This is a genomic window from Pelagibacterium lentulum (genome assembly GCF_003992625.1).
Lineage (GTDB): Bacteria > Pseudomonadota > Alphaproteobacteria > Rhizobiales > Devosiaceae > Pelagibacterium > Pelagibacterium lentulum.
In genome coordinates this window covers 18,397-35,014 of the sequence record NZ_RZMW01000041.1, presented here as the reverse complement: position 1 = coordinate 35,014, position 16,618 = coordinate 18,397, and the positions used below count along the sequence as shown (strand labels likewise).

General features: G+C 57.6%; 16 protein-coding genes and 3 pseudogenes. 10 read left to right on the top strand and 9 right to left on the bottom strand.

Features of this window, described 5'->3' with window-relative positions; all coding sequences use genetic code 11:
- Window positions 1–77 precede the first annotated feature (77 nt).
- The 3 genes and pseudogenes from EO133_RS13815 to EO133_RS13805 all read right to left on the bottom strand — a co-directional run.
- Window positions 78–410 (bottom strand): annotated as a pseudogene (locus tag EO133_RS13815) (type II toxin-antitoxin system VapC family toxin); the annotation flags it as partial.
- Window positions 406–576: pseudogene (gene vapB, locus EO133_RS13810) on the bottom strand (type II toxin-antitoxin system VapB family antitoxin); the annotation flags it as partial. The pseudogenes vapB and EO133_RS13815, both read right to left, overlap by 5 nt.
- Window positions 577–819: 243 nt before the next feature.
- Window positions 820–1,290 carry a GNAT family N-acetyltransferase gene (locus EO133_RS13805; protein ID WP_164735020.1) on the bottom strand — a complete coding sequence of 157 codons (471 nt, stop codon included), beginning with the start codon at window positions 1,288–1,290 and terminating at the stop codon, window positions 820–822.
- Between the two features lie 294 nt (window positions 1,291–1,584).
- Between EO133_RS13805 and EO133_RS13800 the strand changes: the two genes are divergently transcribed.
- Complete coding sequence (locus EO133_RS13800; RefSeq protein ID WP_127073233.1) at window positions 1,585–2,121, top strand: dihydrofolate reductase family protein; 537 nt, start codon at window positions 1,585–1,587, stop codon at window positions 2,119–2,121.
- Window positions 2,118–2,600, top strand: coding sequence for a TetR/AcrR family transcriptional regulator (locus EO133_RS20570; RefSeq protein WP_280516082.1), 483 nt, complete (start codon window positions 2,118–2,120; stop codon window positions 2,598–2,600). Before EO133_RS13800 ends, EO133_RS20570 begins: the two co-directional genes overlap by 4 nt.
- Window positions 2,601–2,698: 98 nt before the next feature.
- Here the strand turns inward: EO133_RS20570 and EO133_RS13790 are convergent, their stop codons facing one another.
- Window positions 2,699–2,866, bottom strand: a complete 168-nt coding sequence (locus tag EO133_RS13790; protein WP_206513521.1) for a transposase — start codon at window positions 2,864–2,866, stop codon at window positions 2,699–2,701.
- An 80-nt stretch (window positions 2,867–2,946) separates the two neighbouring features.
- Here EO133_RS13790 and EO133_RS20695 point away from each other — a divergent pair, with 80 nt between their 5' ends.
- A complete protein-coding gene (locus EO133_RS20695) occupies window positions 2,947–3,075 on the top strand; it encodes a hypothetical protein (RefSeq protein WP_280516083.1) in 129 nt (42 codons plus the stop codon).
- A 23-nt stretch (window positions 3,076–3,098) separates the two neighbouring features.
- Here the strand turns inward: EO133_RS20695 and EO133_RS20435 are convergent, their stop codons facing one another.
- Both EO133_RS20435 and EO133_RS13780 read right to left on the bottom strand, forming a co-directional pair.
- Window positions 3,099–4,361 (bottom strand): HAD family hydrolase, encoded by a 1,263-nt coding sequence (locus EO133_RS20435; RefSeq protein ID WP_206513520.1) that lies wholly within the window; start codon window positions 4,359–4,361, stop codon window positions 3,099–3,101.
- Between the two features lie 87 nt (window positions 4,362–4,448).
- Window positions 4,449–5,489 (bottom strand): LacI family DNA-binding transcriptional regulator, encoded by a 1,041-nt coding sequence (locus EO133_RS13780; protein ID WP_127073231.1) that lies wholly within the window; start codon window positions 5,487–5,489, stop codon window positions 4,449–4,451.
- 216 nt (window positions 5,490–5,705) lie between these two features.
- Here EO133_RS13780 and EO133_RS13775 point away from each other — a divergent pair, with 216 nt between their 5' ends.
- The 5 genes from EO133_RS13775 to EO133_RS13755 all read left to right on the top strand — a co-directional run bounded on the left by EO133_RS13775 (window position 5,706) and on the right by EO133_RS13755 (window position 13,135).
- Window positions 5,706–7,676 carry an ABC transporter substrate-binding protein gene (locus EO133_RS13775; RefSeq protein WP_127073230.1) on the top strand — a complete coding sequence of 657 codons (1,971 nt, stop codon included), beginning with the start codon at window positions 5,706–5,708 and terminating at the stop codon, window positions 7,674–7,676.
- Window positions 7,677–7,737: 61 nt separating this feature from the next.
- Window positions 7,738–8,730, top strand: a complete 993-nt coding sequence (locus EO133_RS13770; RefSeq protein ID WP_127073229.1) for an ABC transporter permease — start codon at window positions 7,738–7,740, stop codon at window positions 8,728–8,730.
- Window positions 8,731–8,734: 4 nt separating this feature from the next.
- Window positions 8,735–9,877: an ABC transporter permease gene (locus tag EO133_RS13765; RefSeq protein WP_127073228.1), complete on the top strand. Its 1,143-nt coding sequence runs from the start codon at window positions 8,735–8,737 to the stop codon at window positions 9,875–9,877.
- An 11-nt stretch (window positions 9,878–9,888) separates the two neighbouring features.
- Window positions 9,889–11,955 carry an ABC transporter ATP-binding protein gene (locus EO133_RS13760; protein ID WP_127073227.1) on the top strand — a complete coding sequence of 689 codons (2,067 nt, stop codon included), beginning with the start codon at window positions 9,889–9,891 and terminating at the stop codon, window positions 11,953–11,955.
- Window positions 11,956–11,995: 40 nt separating this feature from the next.
- Entirely contained in the window at window positions 11,996–13,135 is a 1,140-nt protein-coding gene (locus EO133_RS13755) for an MFS transporter (protein ID WP_127073226.1), read from the top strand.
- 396 nt (window positions 13,136–13,531) lie between these two features.
- Here EO133_RS13755 and EO133_RS13750 read toward each other — a convergent pair.
- Together EO133_RS13750 and EO133_RS13745 are read right to left on the bottom strand one after the other, a co-directional pair.
- A pseudogene (locus tag EO133_RS13750) lies at window positions 13,532–13,789 on the bottom strand (IS21 family transposase); the annotation flags it as partial.
- Window positions 13,790–14,105: 316 nt separating this feature from the next.
- The gene (locus EO133_RS13745) at window positions 14,106–14,939 is read right to left on the bottom strand and encodes a LysR family transcriptional regulator (protein ID WP_127073225.1); all 834 of its coding nucleotides are present in this window, start codon (window positions 14,937–14,939) and stop codon (window positions 14,106–14,108) included.
- A gap of 89 nt (window positions 14,940–15,028) precedes the next feature.
- Between EO133_RS13745 and EO133_RS20305 the strand changes: the two genes are divergently transcribed.
- Window positions 15,029–15,184, top strand: a complete 156-nt coding sequence (locus EO133_RS20305; protein WP_164735019.1) for a hypothetical protein — start codon at window positions 15,029–15,031, stop codon at window positions 15,182–15,184.
- Between the two features lie 418 nt (window positions 15,185–15,602).
- Here EO133_RS20305 and EO133_RS13740 read toward each other — a convergent pair whose 3' ends face one another.
- Window positions 15,603–15,938, bottom strand: coding sequence for a FadR/GntR family transcriptional regulator (locus tag EO133_RS13740; protein ID WP_244640607.1), 336 nt, complete (start codon window positions 15,936–15,938; stop codon window positions 15,603–15,605).
- Between the two features lie 366 nt (window positions 15,939–16,304).
- Between EO133_RS13740 and EO133_RS13735 the strand changes: the two genes are divergently transcribed.
- Window positions 16,305–16,610 carry a hypothetical protein gene (locus tag EO133_RS13735; protein WP_127073223.1) on the top strand — a complete coding sequence of 102 codons (306 nt, stop codon included), beginning with the start codon at window positions 16,305–16,307 and terminating at the stop codon, window positions 16,608–16,610.
- Window positions 16,611–16,618 lie beyond the last annotated feature (8 nt).

Below are 16,618 nucleotides of genomic sequence, written 5' to 3'. Positions count from 1 at the left end.
GCTTAAGCGGTACGCCTTGTCATATTGACGAGAAACAGCATTCCAACGTCCGTTGGTAGCTTTCCAGCCAGAAGTACCTATACCCAATTCTCCACCCGGACGCCGGGCATCCGAACGAACTCCTTCATGTTGTTCGTTACCACGATCAACCCTTCGCTGCGGGCATGGGCGCCGATTTGCATATCATGCGGTCCGCAGGGCGTTCCCGCACGCTCGAGCTCGGCCCGGACCTGCCCGTAATGGGCAGCGGCCTTGTCTCCGAACGGCAGAACGTCGAGCCGCGCCACGAAATGCTCGATTGCGGAAAGGTTTTCGGTGCGCCGGGCGGATTTCTCCGCGCCATAATGCAACTGCCCAAGAGTTATGCTCGATATGCAAAGTTGTTCCGCCAGTTTGTTAAACTTTTCGCGGCCCGTGCAGGAACAGGTCGTCCCACCTCTTGCCCTTGGGCACGATCACGCGGCTGCGGCCGATCTTGAGAATATCGACCTGATGCACGTTTTCGGGAAAGGCAACGGCCTTAGGCAAGCGCACCGCTTGGCTGCGGTTGCTGGTGAAAACGGTTGAGCTGGTCATGTCCACCTCCTGCATGTGGGATATTCAATTGGGATATACATGCAGATTGGGAAGCAGAAAGGCAAGTGGGCGCAGCCCGGCTGGCCGGTGACGTCCGTCAGGCCGAGTATGATCAGCAGGTAGGATGGCATCAAGAGTAGGGCATCATAGTTGCGGCCTTCGCGCCTGCTTTCGGGCCAAAGTTCGAATGTTGTCAATCCCCGGTGTTGCGACGGCTCCTGTCGGGAGAACAAGCGTATCTTATCAGATTGAGGGGGTGAGCGTTTTCCGCATGTAAACGCAGGCCATCCGCAGCCCCGAACTCAGAGTATGCTCTCCAAATTTTTCGGTCTCGTACCCCAAAGCTTCATAAAGTGGGTGTGCGGTTAAGGATGATCGGAGCCAAAGCGAGGTCACTCCCTCGCTCACGGCAATATGCTCGAGCTGTAGCACCAAAGCGCGGCCTATTCCTCTACCGCCGGCTTTCGGTGAAACGTAACAGGCGCGTAATTCGGAATTAGACGGAATAATCGCTGCAAAGCCCGCCACCTTGCCTTCCCATTCTGCGACGAGCCTGATTTCCTGCTCAGGATTAGCATTAAACTGCTCGACGGCTTCCTCAGTAATCGGCAGTCGCGCCCACTCTTCCAAAATAGACGATGTATAATCCCGAGCGGCGGTAACATGCACAGCGGCATGGTGGACTTCTAACGCGTTTCTCGCGTCGATGGGCATGATAGACCTAACTAGAACGCTCATACCCTATGATAGCACAGTGCCTGATGCATACTAGGCGATACACGCTCGACGGCTGCCTTCGCGATTGTCAATTTCGAGCCCAATTGTCTGGAAAGGGGTGGGGTTCTTCCGTTCAGATTCGCGCCTAGCACAGCGACAATAAACGGCCCCTTCGGGGTGGAGAGCGGAACGGCGGCTATCGGAGCGGCAAAGGGTGGGAGCGGACAGTCAAGCGCGTTGACAAAGGTCAAACCCCCGTTATTTATACAACATATAATTATGGGGTTGAAGATGATTACCGGACACGTATTCATTGCAACGAGCCTTGATGGCTTTATCGCCCGCGAAAGCGGGGATATCGATTGGCTGCTCAAGCACGACCAAGCTGGCGAGGATCATGGCTATGACGACTTCATAAGAGACATCGACGTCATCGTGATGGGGCGGTGCAGTTACGAGTCGGTCCGAAGCATGGGAGAGTGGTTCTATAACCGGCCGGTACTGGTTTTGTCGGCACAACTAGCCCAACAGGCAGTTCCTTCGGAGCTGAGCGAAAAGGTACGCTTTTCCGACAAGTCCCCGGAAGGTGCGATGGCGATGCTTCAGTCCGAGGGCGCACGACGCGCCTATGTAGATGGGGGACGCATTATTCAATCCTTCCTCGCACTCGACCTGATTAGCGACATGGTGATCACGAGGGTGCCAATCTTGCTCGGCTCTGGCCGCCCTCTTTTCGGCGGCGGTCAGCGCGATGTGGAGCTTTCGCACAAGAGCACAAGGTCTTTTCCTTCCGGATTGGTTCAATCTCATTATGAAGTGATGAAATGACAGCAAGGGGGCGAGGTCGGCCGCCATTAGACGGAAAGACCGTTTCACCGGAGAGCATTCTTTCCGAGGCGTTGAGGATTCTCGATGCTGACGGTCTCGACCGCTTAACCATGCGCGCTTTGGCGATACGCGTGGGTATCAATCCCATGACGATCTATCACCACTTCAAGGATCGCGATGGACTGATTAGGTCATTGGCAGACTGGGTGTACGCAGACGTGGCTGCGCCAGAAAAGGGCGATGCGCATGCACGTTTGCGCGGCCTCCTCATGGCCTACTACGCCAAGGTGGTCCTGCATCCTGCTCTGACCTTGGCGATTTTTGTCCGGCCGTCCGTTTTCCCCGATCACGCCAAGAGAATAACTGAAGACCTGATCAGCCTCCTGAGCGAACTCGGTCTCTCGTCGCAACGCTCCTTGCGTTGGACGCACATCCTTGTCGACTACACGCATGGCGCCGCCCTCGCTGTGGCTGCCTAGGAAGGAAACGAACGGCGGGGGGCAATGCTCGACGATTTTGAAAGCGGACTTGCCGAGCTACTGGAGGCGTTCGTGCCTTCTCCTGATCGCCGGAGCGCCTAGATCACACCGGATGCTCCTTCAAGCAATGCCCGTTTCCATTGATGGATCATCGTGGGGTGGAGACCGAACCGGCTCGCCAATTCCGATATCGGTTCTTCGCCCTTCAATGCTTCCTTGGCGACCTTCGCCTTGAACTCGAGCGAATGCTGCTTGCGTTTCGACATCTCTGGTTTCCATCTCATCGAAGCCCAGCAGACAACAATTCGTAGCTTACGTTAGCGTCCAATTATCGGGAAACAGCTCATTGGCTTTGGTATTGATCGAGGTGAGAGCCTTGCCACAGCTACACGAAAATCTCGGTGCATTGAACAATACAGAATTCACCGCGCAGGAAATCGCCGAGATTGTCGAAGCGAGCGCGGGCGGACTGTAGGACGCAATGCCAAAAATTCACATCTAGCTATCCCAAACCGGATTTAGCGCTGTCCGCCCCCAAGCGCATTCGATTTCTGCAAGAAGCAATGGAAGCTGAGAAGGATTGGCGATGGTATAGGTAGGAACCTCTGAGATATCCGAGGGGGTCTTGCTGCGCCGCGGAGACCAGTTCTGCCAAATGGAGATGATGCCGAGCTCGTTTGCTCCCTTGATATCACGACCAAGGTGGTTGCCAACCATCACAACCGAGCCCGCATCGTCCCCCGTCAATCCTAGTGCAGTAAGCGCTGCGTAGAACATTTTGGCGGCCGGCTTCTCGCACCCTTCGGCTTCTGAGATTATCTCGGCTACAAAGTATTCGGATACCCCATGTCCACCAAGAATATTGGCGAAACTCTTGAGGCTCCCATCAGCCACGAGCACAATGCGATAGCCGTCGAGAGCCAGATTCTCGACCATTTGCTTGGCGCCCGGGATCAACTGGGCTTCAACCACATGGTCATCGACATCCCGGACTTCAGTTGCCTCGTCCACCAGAGTGTCGCCACTGTCCAGAAACACTGCCCTAATCAATGGTTGATTGGCACGGACCTGCTCAAGCACCTGCAATACGCGCGGGCCAATATAGGTGTAAAGATCGGGCCAGGACATGCACTCGACCTGCGCGAGATCGAAGGCTTTGGAAAAGTCAAATACCGGCAAGAAGGCCCGGTTTTGCAGATGACGACGGACGGCGCGATGGTCTTCGGCCGTGACGGCGGCCAATCGCTCCTTAAACATTTGATTGACAAGCACGTGTCCAGCGCTGGTCATGGCGGTGCAACACGCCGTCAGCTGCTCCCTACGGTCGATGATCGATTGTGACTCGGCATGGAAGGCATGTTTTCCCGGCTCGGAATAGAGCGTGATCCGCCCGTCTTCGACCGGCAGTGATCCATCGCTTCGACGCATGGGGACCAACTTGCCGTGCGCGCTTGCACACACGTCGACCACAGCGCCCTCGGCGTCTAGCTTGAGCCAGATATGTTCGAGCTCGTAGAGATGCTGAATGTCCCAATCCCACCATATGGCGTATTCCAATGCGCGAACCACGCCATGCTCGAACGTAACGTCCAGCGGTGCCGACGGTGATCGGCCTGGCGCGTCAAGAACAGTGATACCGACTTTGCTTGGCAGAAACGGCTCGTTCGCCGCAAACCGGATGACGGGCGCGAGGCGCACTGCCAGCGCCAGATCGGAGGGGGTGGGCAAGGCAACGACAGCGGCATAGGGATCGTATAGCATCAAGGCGAACTCGTTGGAAAATTTGCGGTGGACGCGGTGTTTAAGCGGTTCGCATGGCATCCAAACGACAAAAAATTGAAAACGTTTTCAAAATAGTGGTGCCGTGGAACCGCGGGCAAGTATGGTGTTCTCGAGCACGATGTATTGCACGGCAGTCTCGGGGTATTTCATATGGGCAAGCAAGGCTTGCGCCGCGCGTTGCCCCATTTCATGGATCGGCTGGCGCACGGTCGACAAAGCCGGGTAGGTGATGCCCGATTCCATGATGCCATCATAGCCAAGGACCGAAAGTGACCCTGGCACATCGATCCCGCGCTGGTGGGCTGCCTGCATCGCTCCTACGGCGAGCATGTCGGTAGTAGCAAAGATTGCCGTAATGCCGGCATGCCGGTCCAAGAGGGCATGGGTCTCCGAACGCCCCACGTCGAGATTGGATTCACCAGTGAATGGATGGGAAAACCTCAGCGTCACATCACTGGCGAGATCCTGACTGGCCTTGAGAATACCGCGTACCCGCTCGCTTCCCACATTGCCGATGGCGATGCGTTTTTGGAGTTGCGCGCCTTGACCGGCTATCACTCCTATGTGCCGATGTCCTTGCTCGATAAGGTGTCGCATACCCTCGTGGCCGCCCGCAAAATTGTCGCAAACCACGCCGCTCACCCCAGGAACTTTGTGCCACATATCGGTAAAAACCACGGCGATACCGGCGTCCCGCAGCATCGAGACGTTGCGCAACGTGCTGGCGCGCGATCCGGACGGTCGAATGATCACCCCTTCGGTCCGCAACTCCAGCATTGAGCGCACATAGGTTTCCTCCCGATCCGCATCGCCATTGGTCGAACAGATCAAGACCCGGTACCCGGCCCGAAACAGAGTGTCTTCGATTGCATAGGCCACTGCACTGGAAAACGGAGTCCGCTGCTGACGGAGAAAAACCCCGACAACCCGTGATTGTTGCGTTCGAAAACTCGACGCCAGCCGATTGGGCGCATAGTTGAGTTCGGTGATAGCCCTTTTGACTTTCGCCCGCATGTCCGGCTTTACATGCGGATACTCATTGAGCACGCGCGATACCGTCGCGATCGAAACTCCAGAAACGCGTGCAACATCCTTGATCGTCGCCATACTCAGCACCCTTCAGCTTTTGCACCTGTATTGCGAGAGCATGCGAACTGGTGCCCAACTCATCCCGTTTCGAACGCACAGAAAACACATTCTTGAAACCGTTTTCAAGATGTCTGTCATAGCTTTGCTAACGAGCCCGTGTAGATCGTCCACCGTATTCACAGGCAAGGCGTTTCGCCGCCCCCGACATCAGTGTCAAATCGAGGATATAGAGTCATGATCAAGAAGCCGACTTCGGCCATGCTGGCGGGACTGCTCGCTGCAACGGCCATTTCCGGTGTCCCGGCGATGGCGCAGGAAACCACCGCCAGCGCTATGTGTTCGGTATTTGGCGAGGCGCCGCAATTGGCGGACCGCGTCGCTTCTGGCGACCTTCCCCCGGTCGAGCAGCGTCTTCCCAAAGAACCGCTTGTCATCCGCGCTGCCGAGATCGGCACCTATGGCGGAACGCTCGTCGATAGCTGGGGTGGCGGCAATCTCGCCGACCAGCGCCATTTCGGCTACGAGCCGCTCGTGCGTTGGAGCGTGGATGGCTCCGAGGTGGTGCCTGCCATCGCCAAGGGCTGGGAGATCAGCGAGGATGCGACGCGATACACCTTCTTTCTTCGCGAAGGCATGAAATGGTCTGACGGCCACCCCTTCACCGCTGACGACATCCTTTATTGGTGGGATCGCGTCGAAAACAATCCCAAGATCATGACCGGCGGTCCAAGGGGTGAATTTGCCGTGGACGGGGAGTTTCCCGCCGTCACCAAGGTGGACGATTTCACGGTCCGGTTCGAGTGGACCAAGCCCAATGGGCTGTTCCTCCAGCACATGGCCGGCCCTTATGGACAGCGCGTCGTGCAGTTCCCCGCTCACTATATGGAACGCTTCGACATCGACGCCAATCCAGAAGGCGTGGCCGAGTTGATGCAGGCCGCCGGCACCACCAATTATGCGAGTTGGTGGCAGGGTAATGTCGGTTCCTACAATGACCCCGCCCAGTTCAACGACCCCGATCGTCCCTCGGTTCATGGCTGGATTGCCACGGACACAATACTGGGCAAGGAGCGGATCACTTTTGTTCGGAACCCCTACTACTTCGCCGTCGATGCCGACTGCCAGCAACTACCCTATATAGATAACCGCACCTGGATGCACACCTCTGACGCGGAGGTGACACTTCTTCAGGTCATCCAGGGCAACATAACCATCTCCCCGCGCAACATTTCCATTCCTCAAAATCGTGCGGTGTTTTTCGACAATCAGGACGCCGGCGGTTACCGCCTGGTCAACGCTACGAGCTGCGACTACAATACAGCCGTCCTCAACTTCTCCGTCAATCATACCGACCCGGTCCGGGCCGAAGTCTTCCAGTCCAAAGATTTCCGCGTCGGCGTGTCCCATGCCATCAACCGGCAGGAAATCATCGACACGGTCTATCTTGGCCAGGGCGAACCATTCCAACCGGCGCCGCTCCCCAATTCGCCTTTCTATAACGAGGCGATGGCGAAGAATTACACCGAGTTCGATCTCGATCAGGCCAACCAATATCTCGACCGCATCCTGCCTCGCAATGAAAATGGGGTGCGCGTCGGCCCTGACGGAGAGCCCTTCCGCTTCACCGTCGATATCAACGCCGACTTCAAGCCCGATACAGTCGATGCCTTCCAGCTTATCGAGCGGACCTGGCAGCAGGTTGGCCTTGATGTCACCATCCGCTACCACGCCAACGAACTGTTCGGCAATTTCCGTTCAGCACCTGATCGCGATGCTGTGGTCTGGGTGGGCGAGAACGGCTGCGGCCAGCTTCCGCTGCTCAATCTTGACAGGTTCATGAACCATTATGGCTATTGGTCGAAGGGCAATTGGGATGGCTGGGCGGCCTGGGATACCCTGCGCCTCAACCCCGGCGCCACCCTTGCCGATGGTGTCGAGCCGGTGACTCCGCCGGAAAATATACAGCGCCTTTATGAGCTGCGCTCGATCATCCCCACCAGGGTGGGCGAAGAGCAGGAGGCCCTGATGAAGGAATTCACCGACCTTCATGCCGAAGAGTTCCTTTCGATCGGCCTTGCCACACCCGCTGGCTTCTACCGCTCGGTCAGCAACGACCTGCGAAACGTCCCAGAGGAGTTTATCGAAGGCTGGCTCTATCCGGGGCCCGCTCCTTCTAACTTCGCCACCTACTACTTCGCTCAGTAACGCAACAGGCGCGGGCAGCTTGGCTGCCCGCGCGTCCTAATGTTTTCAATCGGTGCAAGCCATGCTGAGTTTCGTCATCCGGCGTACGTTCTACGCCATTCCGGCATTGATCGCCGTTTCATTCATATCCTTTATGGTGATCGCCCTTCCTCCAGGCGATTTCGTTGATCGCCTGGCGCAGGAGCGTGCTGCACTCGGCGACACAATGACTGCGACCGAAATTCAGTCCCTGCGAGCCGCCTACGGCCTCGACCGCCCGGTTCTAACCCAATATTGGACCTGGATCTCAGGCATCGTGCTGCGCGGAGATTTTGGCTATTCCTTTTCGTGGAACTTGCCAGTCAGTGAGGTCATCTGGCCCCGAATAGGACTGACGGTCGTGCTCTCGGTGGCAAGCCTGCTGTTCATTTGGGTCGTTGCCATCCCTATCGGCATCTATTCCGCTGTTCGTCGCTATTCGGTTGGCGACTATGTTTTCACCTTCATTGGCTTCCTTGGCTTAGCCATTCCCAATTTTCTCCTGGCACTCGCCGTGATGTATGTGGCCTTCACTGTGTTCGGCCAGCATGTGGGGGGCCTTTTTTCACCCCAATATGTCGAAGCGCCCTGGAGCTGGGGCAAGGTCATGGACCTTTTTGCCCATCTCTGGCTGCCCATGATCGTTTTAGGTACGGCCGGGACGGCCAATGTGATCCGGGTTATCCGTGCCAACCTAATTGACGAGGTGCGCAAGCCCTATGTGACAGCCGCGCGTGCCAAGGGAATGGTGGAAACCCGGCTTCTGCTCAAATACCCGGTGCGGCACGCCCTCAATCCCTTCGTTTCCAGCCAGAACGACATTTTCGTCGATATCATTTCCGGGGGCACGATCGTTGCCATTGTCATGGGTCTGCAAACTACGGGACCACTGCTTCTGGACGCACTGCGCACCCAGGACATGAACATGGCTGCAAGTTTCATCCTGATGCTGTCGGTCCTAGTGGTGCTGGGAACCTTGCTGTCAGATCTCGTTCTGGGCTGGCTCGACCCCCGCATCCGTTACCAACAGGGATAGTATTATGACTTCCATCGATCCCTCAGCGCCCTTGGCCCCGACCGACGATCCGGTTCGCGGCCTAGGCAATGAAAGCCAGTGGCAACTGACGTGGCGCAAATTCGTGCGCCACAGGCTTGGCGTTGCAGGCGGCATAGTGGTTCTGCTGATCTATGTTGTGGCCCTCATACCTGAGTTTCTGGCGCCTGTAACGCTCGAGGCCTACAACCCGCGCTACACCCTCGCGCCGCCCCAGCCCTTCGCACTGGGCGTTCAAGTCGAGGGTGATTGGCAGTTCCGGCCGCATGTAAAGGGCTACGAAGCGGTGATCGACTACAATTCCGGCCGCCGTATCTTTACCATTTCCGATGAGGAGATCATCGATATCGGCCTTTTTGTGCGCGGAGAACCATACCGGCTGCTCGGGTTGATCGAATCCGACCTTCGCCTGTTTGGACCGCTCAATGCTGGTGACCCATTCTACCTCTTTGGTGCAGACCGCCTCGGTCGAGACAATTTCAGCCGCACCATCTATGGAACGCGCATTTCCATGACCATCGGTCTTGTGGGCGTGGCCATCAGCCTCGTGTTAGGTATCCTGATTGGCGGCATATCCGGTCTGTTTGGCGGCCTTGTCGACAATCTTATCCAGCGCAACATCGAGTTCATCCAGTCGGTTCCCTCCATTCCACTCTGGATCGGTCTCGCAGCCGCGATTCCCGCAAACATTCCGCCCTTGCAAGTCTATTTCCTGATAACCGTGATTCTCTCGATCCTGGGCTGGACAAGTCTCGCCCGCGTGGTTCGCGGACGCTTTCTGGCCATGCGTAGTGAGGATTTCGTCAAGGCAGCACGATTGGATGGATGCGGGCCGGTACGGGTCATTTTCCGCCACATGCTGCCCAGTTTCGTGAGTCACATCATTGCGGTCGTCACTCTTGCCATCCCAGGCATGATCCTGGCGGAAACTGCGCTCAGCTATCTCGGCATCGGGCTGAGAACCCCAATCGTGAGCTGGGGTGTGCTGCTTCAGGAAGCACAGAATGTGCGCACAATCGCCTCGGCGCCCTGGTTACTCCTGCCCGGTGCTGCCGTGGTGATTTCCGTACTTTCTCTCAACTTCCTTGGCGATGGGCTGCGCGACGCAGCCGACCCCTATGACGATTGACGTGTGACACCATGACTTCTTCGGACACCCTGCTCGATATCTCCGATCTCAGCATTGATTTCACAACCCGCAACGGTCCGGTCCGGGTGGTGGATGGTTTGACCCTGTCCCTTCCGCGCGGCAAGACCGTGTGTCTTGTGGGCGAGAGCGGCTGCGGCAAGTCCGTGACGGCCAAATCCATCCTCCGAGTCCTCGACCTTCAGGCCAAAATCACTAGCGGCACCATCCGATTGGGCGATAGCGACATTACTGCGCTCCACCTCGACAGCCCGGAACTCCGTGCTGTCCGTGGTGGTAAAATCGGCATGATTCACCAGGAGCCGATGAGCTTTCTTTCGCCCCTCTATACGGTGGGCAACCAGATCATCGAGGCGCTGCAACTCCATCGCAAGATCGATGCAAAGACAGCACGTGCGGCGGCCATCGATATGTTGCGCCAGGTCGGCATGCCCGAGCCCGAAACTCGCGTTGACCGCTATGTATTCGAGCTTTCAGGAGGACAGCGACAGCGCGCGATGATCGCTATGGCACTTATCTGCCAACCGCGCCTTCTGATCGCCGATGAGCCGACAACCGCACTCGATGTGACCACCCAGGCCAACATTCTGGATCTGCTGCGTCGCTTGCAGGCTGAACAAGGCATGGCGGTGTTGTTCATTACTCACGATCTGGGTGTGGTGGAGGAAATCGCTGACGAAGTGGCGGTGATGTATCTGGGGCGGATCGTCGAACAGGGTCCAGCGGCCGAAGTGCTGGCTAACCCCAAGCACCCTTATACGCGTGGCCTGCTCGCCTCCATGCCGAGACTGGACGGGGATTTCAATCGTCCGCTCCGCGCCATCCCCGGCATGGTGCCTGCCCCGGCCAACCGCCCCTCGGGCTGCCCCTTCCGCACACGCTGCGATATCGCGCGGGCCGGAATTTGCGACACCCATGTCCCGGAGGCTGTCACGGTCGGCACCGATCATTCTGCCGCCTGCCATGCCCTGGGCGAGTTCGCGAGCCAGTTCGCCCTGCCGGCAACCGCGCTCCAACCCGCCGCTGTAGCCACCAACGTTTCCACCGCCAAAGCCCTGCCTCTGCTCCGCGTGGAAAGGCTCACTAAGGTTTTCCCCATTCGCAAAGGCTTTCTTGAACGCACCGTGGGCCATGTGCGGGCCGTCTCCGAGGTATCCTTCACCATTGCCCGGGGCGAGACACTCGGCTTGGTCGGTGAGAGCGGTTGCGGAAAGTCAACCCTTGCCCGGACCCTAGTGGGGCTGCACCGCGCCGATGGTGGCACGATCACCTTCGAAGCCGAAGATGGCCCAATTGATATCCACACGGCCAAAGGCGCGATTGCACGCACTTTGCGCCGGGATATGCGGATGGTGTTTCAGGATCCCACAGGCTCGCTCAACCCGCGCATGCGCGTGCGCGACATCATTGGTGAGGTTCTCGAAGTCAACACCACCATGAGCCGCGCCGAAATCTATACCCGCGTGGAGGCGTTGCTGGGCGAGGTGGGGCTGAGTCCCGACTATGCCACCCGCTACCCGCACGCCTTTTCCGGCGGTCAGCGCCAGCGCATTGCGATCGCTCGTGCACTGGCCTCGAACCCCAGGCTGGTTATTGCCGATGAGGCCGTTTCTGCACTCGACGTTTCGGTCCAGACCCAGATCATCAATCTTATGAAGCGGCTACAGGAAAATTTGGGCCTGACCTACCTCTTCGTTTCCCATGATTTGGGCGTCATCGCCAATGTCTCGGATCGCGTGGCTGTGATGTATGCTGGCCGGATCGTGGAGATGGGGGCCACCGAAGCCATATTTCACACACCCTGCCACCCCTATACCGAGGCGCTACTGGCTGCTATCCCCGGCAAGGGCCGTCGCATGAATCCCTCGTTGCGTATCGAAGGTCACGCTCCTTCGGGGGGCGCCACCGAACGGGGCTGCGCTTTCGCTGTCCGCTGTCGCTACGCAAGCACTCAATGCCGCTCCAGCGTGCCCGTGCTGCGTCCAACCGGGTCTGGCCAGGTGGTCGCGTGCCATCGCGCAGATGATCTCAGCCTTGCCTCCCCCGTGCGCGCCGCCTGACCGCACTTCCCCTGTTCTCTCCTCTGCGAGTTGCTTTTCCATGCCCCTGCTTCTGGCACCTGCGTTGCTGTTTTTCTCCAACGCACTCATGCACATCACGCTTTTTACCCGCTTGCCTCATATTGCCGAGAGCGCTGGGCTCAACAAAGCAGAACTCGGGCTTGCACTTTTGGGCATGCCGTTGGGCACATTACTGGCCCTGCCCATTGCCGGCGCGCTCGTCGACAGGCTGACACCGCGCATAGCTGCAGCAACAATGCTGTTGGCCAATGCCGCGATAATGCCGCTGTTTGCGCTTTCGCCTGGCTTTTTCATTCCCATCCTGTTTGCCACCTATAGCTTCATTCGCACCTTTCTCGACGTTGGCCAGAACATGGTGGCCATCGGTATCGAGACTGCGAGCGGCACATCGGTACTCTCGCGCAGCCACGGATTCTGGTCGGTGGGTCTGTTTGCCGGTTCGCTTGCGGCAGGTGGATTGATAGGGCTGGGCTTGTCTCCCGCCTGGCATCAGTCGGCAGCAAGCCTTACCGTGACCCTTCTTATCGCCTTTTTTCTCGCCATCGCCCCCAGCAACGCAGTCCTCGCAGCTCCACGGGGCCGAAAACGGCCGATCTTTGCAGTGCCCGACCGAGCGGTACTCCTTGTCTGCGCAATGGTGATCGGAATTTCGCTTACCGAAGGTACAATCTATGATTGGTCGATGTTTTTCCTTCTTGAAATCGTGGAAACCGACGCAGCAAGTGCAGGACTTGTCTTTGCAGCCTTCACCATAGGCATGGGAGCCACCCGCATGCTGGGCGATAGCCTGCGTGCGCATCTGTCGGCGGCAACCCTCGTGCGCGGTAGCGCTTGCCTGGGAGCGGTCGGCGTCTCAATCCTGCTCATGGCCGAAAATGCCTACGTTGCCGGCCTGGCCTTGGCTATCCTGGGCGCAGGCGTCGCTCTCAATGCTCCAATAGGGGTTATGGTCGTCTCGCGACTTCCTGGTCGCTCACCATCCGATAACATGGCTGCCATGTCGATGGTCATGTTGATCGCTACTTTCGGTGTACCTGCCGGCTTCGGCTTTATCGCTGAGACGGCCGGGTTACGTGTTGTGTTTGCGATCCTGCTGCCTTTTTTGGCGCTCAGTCTTTTGCTTGCACCCGTGGCCGGTCGCCGCAACGCTTCAGGGTGAGGCATCGTCTCCATACCTGGACCCTTCCGAGTTAGCGCCTATGAGATCGACTTAAGTTCCAAGCGAATAGATATATCAACAAAAATGGCAAATGACTTGAAACCAAGTTGACGCAAAGCTGCGGCCCTTCCGGATCGATCCCTGACATATCGACCCGTCGAGGTGCGTGGTCGGACCGGCACTGCAATTTTTCGCCGGAGCTCGGTTCGCTCGGTCCTCGAGAATGTGTTTGAACTACAGGATATCGATGTGAGGCTCGGGTAGTTCGAACTTCTCGACGCTCGTTTGACAATCGAATCCAACGCGGCAAACCTGACCGCGGAGCGAGCCACCAAAGCCGACGAACGAGATTGCTCTTGCGATCAGTTTTCCCGATGGCGCAGCAAGGGTGATGGTCAGATCGGCATGGATCTGCTTGACCGTGCGCCGCTGGTTGCGGGGCTTGCGGCTCTCGGCCTTCAACCAGCTTGATAGCTTCTCGGCAAAAGGATCGATCTTGCTCGGCCGCTCGGGCACCTTGAACTTCGGCTCAACCGTATCGGACCGCAGATATTTGCGAATGGTATTCCGGGACAGACCCGTGCGCCGCGAAATCTCCCGGATCGAAAAACCGTCCCGGAAATGCCAGCGCCGGATAACGCTCAAAAACGCCATGTCTAACACTCCTCAAACTCCCGCCCAAAACGAGCAGGATAGCGTTCAAACATGGGTCCAGTCCCAGGGGTTCACTCCAAATACCGGGTCAGATCTCAGCGACAATCAACATTCGCGCCTTTTTGGAAAGTGAGTCCCCGCCGGAGGCCTTGCCGAGCGTGGACGAGGCGAAAGCGCTCGTCGTGCAGCGCGCGTGGAGGACCGCATCACGTCTCATTGTGAGCGCCCAACAAGGCCTTGCGCCGTACCGACGGTGGATACGATCCCGTCCATGATTTCCATCGTTGGCGGCAAGTTCCGCTGTTTGTTTGCCCTTCTACCCCGTCAGAAAGGCGCCGAGCCGGTCGATAGTAAGACGTACCTCCTGCCGGTGGCGGTCGTCATCATGCATGACGAGCCAGCTCGCATGCTCGAGTTCTTTGATCACCGGCCCGGCCCGCGTCATCAGCGGGTCTTTATCACCCACCATACACGGGAGAACGCCAGTGCCCGCGCCAGCCCGGATCAGGTCGAGCAGGCCGGTTTGGGAATTGGTCCAGGCGATGATGGGCAGGTGCGCTTGAGAGAATGTCCAGCGCATCCATGACGCCGGCGCTGTGTCCGTGCCCAGTGACACCCAATTACCCTCGGTTTCGGGTGCCGCCAATAGCGAGCGATAGGGCGCATAAGATCGGCGCCCGGCTGGGCGGGTCGCCGCGTTACCCTTGACCGGCCTGTCGGCAACAATGCCGATGTGGGCATCGCGATAGGTGAAATCGATCCCGGCGTCGAATACCTTAAGGCAGATACGGAAGGAATCGGATGGCGTCCATATCGTCGACAGATTTTCCATAATCAGCCTCAAGGTCCACGTGTCGGCTCCAATAGAGACGATAGGCAGCTTCAGGATGTCCTGCTGCCATTCGATGATCGAGTGCGCAGCGGCTTCCATGGATTTGGCCCGTTCATAGAGAATCTGTCCGTCCACTGCCAGACTATACCCGGTCGGACCGCGCACGAGCAGCGAGCGCCCCATGCTCCGTTCCAACGCCAGCATGCGTCGCCCGATGGTCGGCGGACTCATACCTGTCTCCTGCGCAGCCCCCGTCAGCCCTCCACGCCGTGCCACAATGAGAAATAGCCGGATGTCCTCCCAATTTTCGTTTTTCATCAATGAACGACCCTTTTCCTTCCACGTTCTATGCTTCCCGCAAATTGGCCCTATCTTCAGCAAATCGCAACCTGTTGGAAGACGCAGCTATGCACGATCCGCTGATCGCTTCTGTGATCGGGAAAAATGGACGCCGCCCCGCCGGACAAATGAGCGATCCGCTCGAGGCGCCGGAATGGGACGGGCTCCTCTGGATGATCGAGCTGGCAGCCGCGTGGCGCCGCTGGCGCGACGCGAGACAGTAACATGGACGGTTCGATACGCCAGAACGGCAGATTATCCGATCGCAATGCCTCAGGCCCCGCGCCATGACAGGATCTGTGCTGCCCCAATGGGTGGATTGGACCGAACTACGCCCTTCCGTGTATAGGACACCTATCATCTCAATGGTGGGCTTGCTCGATGATTGCCGTCCGCTTATCCGATATTGGGGCTCAAGGTGGAACGCGAGCGTTGCGCCATCCCTTGCGATCGTCAGTTTCAAACGTTTGGGAGCTATAAGCTGCCCGCAAACTCATCCAATAGGAGCCGTTCGGTGTTGCTGTGCAAATCGCGAAGCTGGACGGCAGGACCGGGCCCCATCGCCGTCGCTAAGTTCCAAACCGAGCATCGCTAAAAACGGACACTACGGTTATAACGACAGGCAACGCGATCCTCGTCGATTTATCTTACAACGTTGCAGCGGTAGATGTGATCGTGCAATCTTCGCCACATGGGCGACTGATCGCGTTGCTGCCAGAGCGCTTCCACCATTGAAACGATAACCGCATTGCCCGTCATGCGCGCGATCGTCATGTGAAAATTACGATCGCCCTGCTCATGAAGCAGCAGTACATCTGTTTCCTCCTCCATTTGCTTGATGCATTCTTCAAGGGCAATTTCGTCAGCTTTGGTGGCCCGTTCGGCAGCCAGGCCAGCCGCGCTGGATTCAATTGCCAAACGCGCCTCGAGGAGTTCGAACGGCGTGATCCTCAATAATACCGGCCAGCTGACGTGCAACAGCTTGATAAAGCCTCGGGTTGTCGCCCGGTCGAACCGGCCGGCTGGTCTTGACCATTTTCACCTTTCCTGAGCCGCACTCTTAAAAGCGCATCCTGCGTCTATTCCGCAGCCTGTGGAAGCCAGAGAAGCCGACATTCGGCATCCGACCCCATAGCTGCTTTAACTGACTGACCGTGCCTTTTGGAAACCGAAGAAAAGGTTGAGCGTGCCACCGACACGGAACGCGTACATGAATGACAGTCATGCTGCATTGTATGCTGGTGTCATGCACACCACATAAAGCCAATGCCAGCCTAATCGTTTCAACGTGTCTCGCATTTCGCAAGACGATTGCGATGTGTGTCGCCTGGCAGGAGAACGCGCATGTTCAGATACGATATGAGCTCATCAATATCGAAAATTCTCGCAAAGTCAGAACTTCGCAATGCGCTGATGGATGAATGGCCGAGCCTTGAGGCGACAAACATAAACGCCATCGAAGATGAGGCCGAGTTGGTTGGAGCAGTTGCCAATTGCACGGGGCGAACCCCGATTGAAGCTACCGAACTCGTCCGAAACTGGTTGGAGCGCCAAAATATAGCCCCCATCGACATCAAGGCAGATCGGCTCCGTGATCGCGGGAACGAAAATTGGGAGAACGAAGGCGGTTCCAGCCCACTGCCGAATTAGATTTCAAG

Excerpts from the sequence above, each read along its gene's own strand:
- EO133_RS13805 (WP_164735020.1), bottom strand. The coding sequence starts at position 1,290 with ATGCCCATCGACGCGAGAAACGCGTTAGAAGTCCACCATGCCGCTGTG.
- EO133_RS13800 (WP_127073233.1), top strand. The coding sequence starts at position 1,585 with ATGATTACCGGACACGTATTCATTGCAACGAGCCTTGATGGCTTTATC.
- EO133_RS20570 (WP_280516082.1), top strand. The coding sequence starts at position 2,118 with ATGACAGCAAGGGGGCGAGGTCGGCCGCCATTAGACGGAAAGACCGTT.
- EO133_RS13790 (WP_206513521.1), bottom strand. The coding sequence starts at position 2,866 with ATGTCGAAACGCAAGCAGCATTCGCTCGAGTTCAAGGCGAAGGTCGCC.
- EO133_RS20435 (WP_206513520.1), bottom strand. The coding sequence starts at position 4,361 with ATGCTATACGATCCCTATGCCGCTGTCGTTGCCTTGCCCACCCCCTCC.
- EO133_RS13780 (WP_127073231.1), bottom strand. The coding sequence starts at position 5,489 with ATGGCGACGATCAAGGATGTTGCACGCGTTTCTGGAGTTTCGATCGCG.
- EO133_RS13775 (WP_127073230.1), top strand. The coding sequence starts at position 5,706 with ATGATCAAGAAGCCGACTTCGGCCATGCTGGCGGGACTGCTCGCTGCA.
- EO133_RS13770 (WP_127073229.1), top strand. The coding sequence starts at position 7,738 with ATGCTGAGTTTCGTCATCCGGCGTACGTTCTACGCCATTCCGGCATTG.
- EO133_RS13765 (WP_127073228.1), top strand. The coding sequence starts at position 8,735 with ATGACTTCCATCGATCCCTCAGCGCCCTTGGCCCCGACCGACGATCCG.
- EO133_RS13760 (WP_127073227.1), top strand. The coding sequence starts at position 9,889 with ATGACTTCTTCGGACACCCTGCTCGATATCTCCGATCTCAGCATTGAT.
- EO133_RS13755 (WP_127073226.1), top strand. The coding sequence starts at position 11,996 with ATGCCCCTGCTTCTGGCACCTGCGTTGCTGTTTTTCTCCAACGCACTC.
- EO133_RS13745 (WP_127073225.1), bottom strand. The coding sequence starts at position 14,939 with ATGAAAAACGAAAATTGGGAGGACATCCGGCTATTTCTCATTGTGGCA.
- EO133_RS20305 (WP_164735019.1), top strand. The coding sequence starts at position 15,029 with ATGCACGATCCGCTGATCGCTTCTGTGATCGGGAAAAATGGACGCCGC.
- EO133_RS13735 (WP_127073223.1), top strand. The coding sequence starts at position 16,305 with ATGTTCAGATACGATATGAGCTCATCAATATCGAAAATTCTCGCAAAG.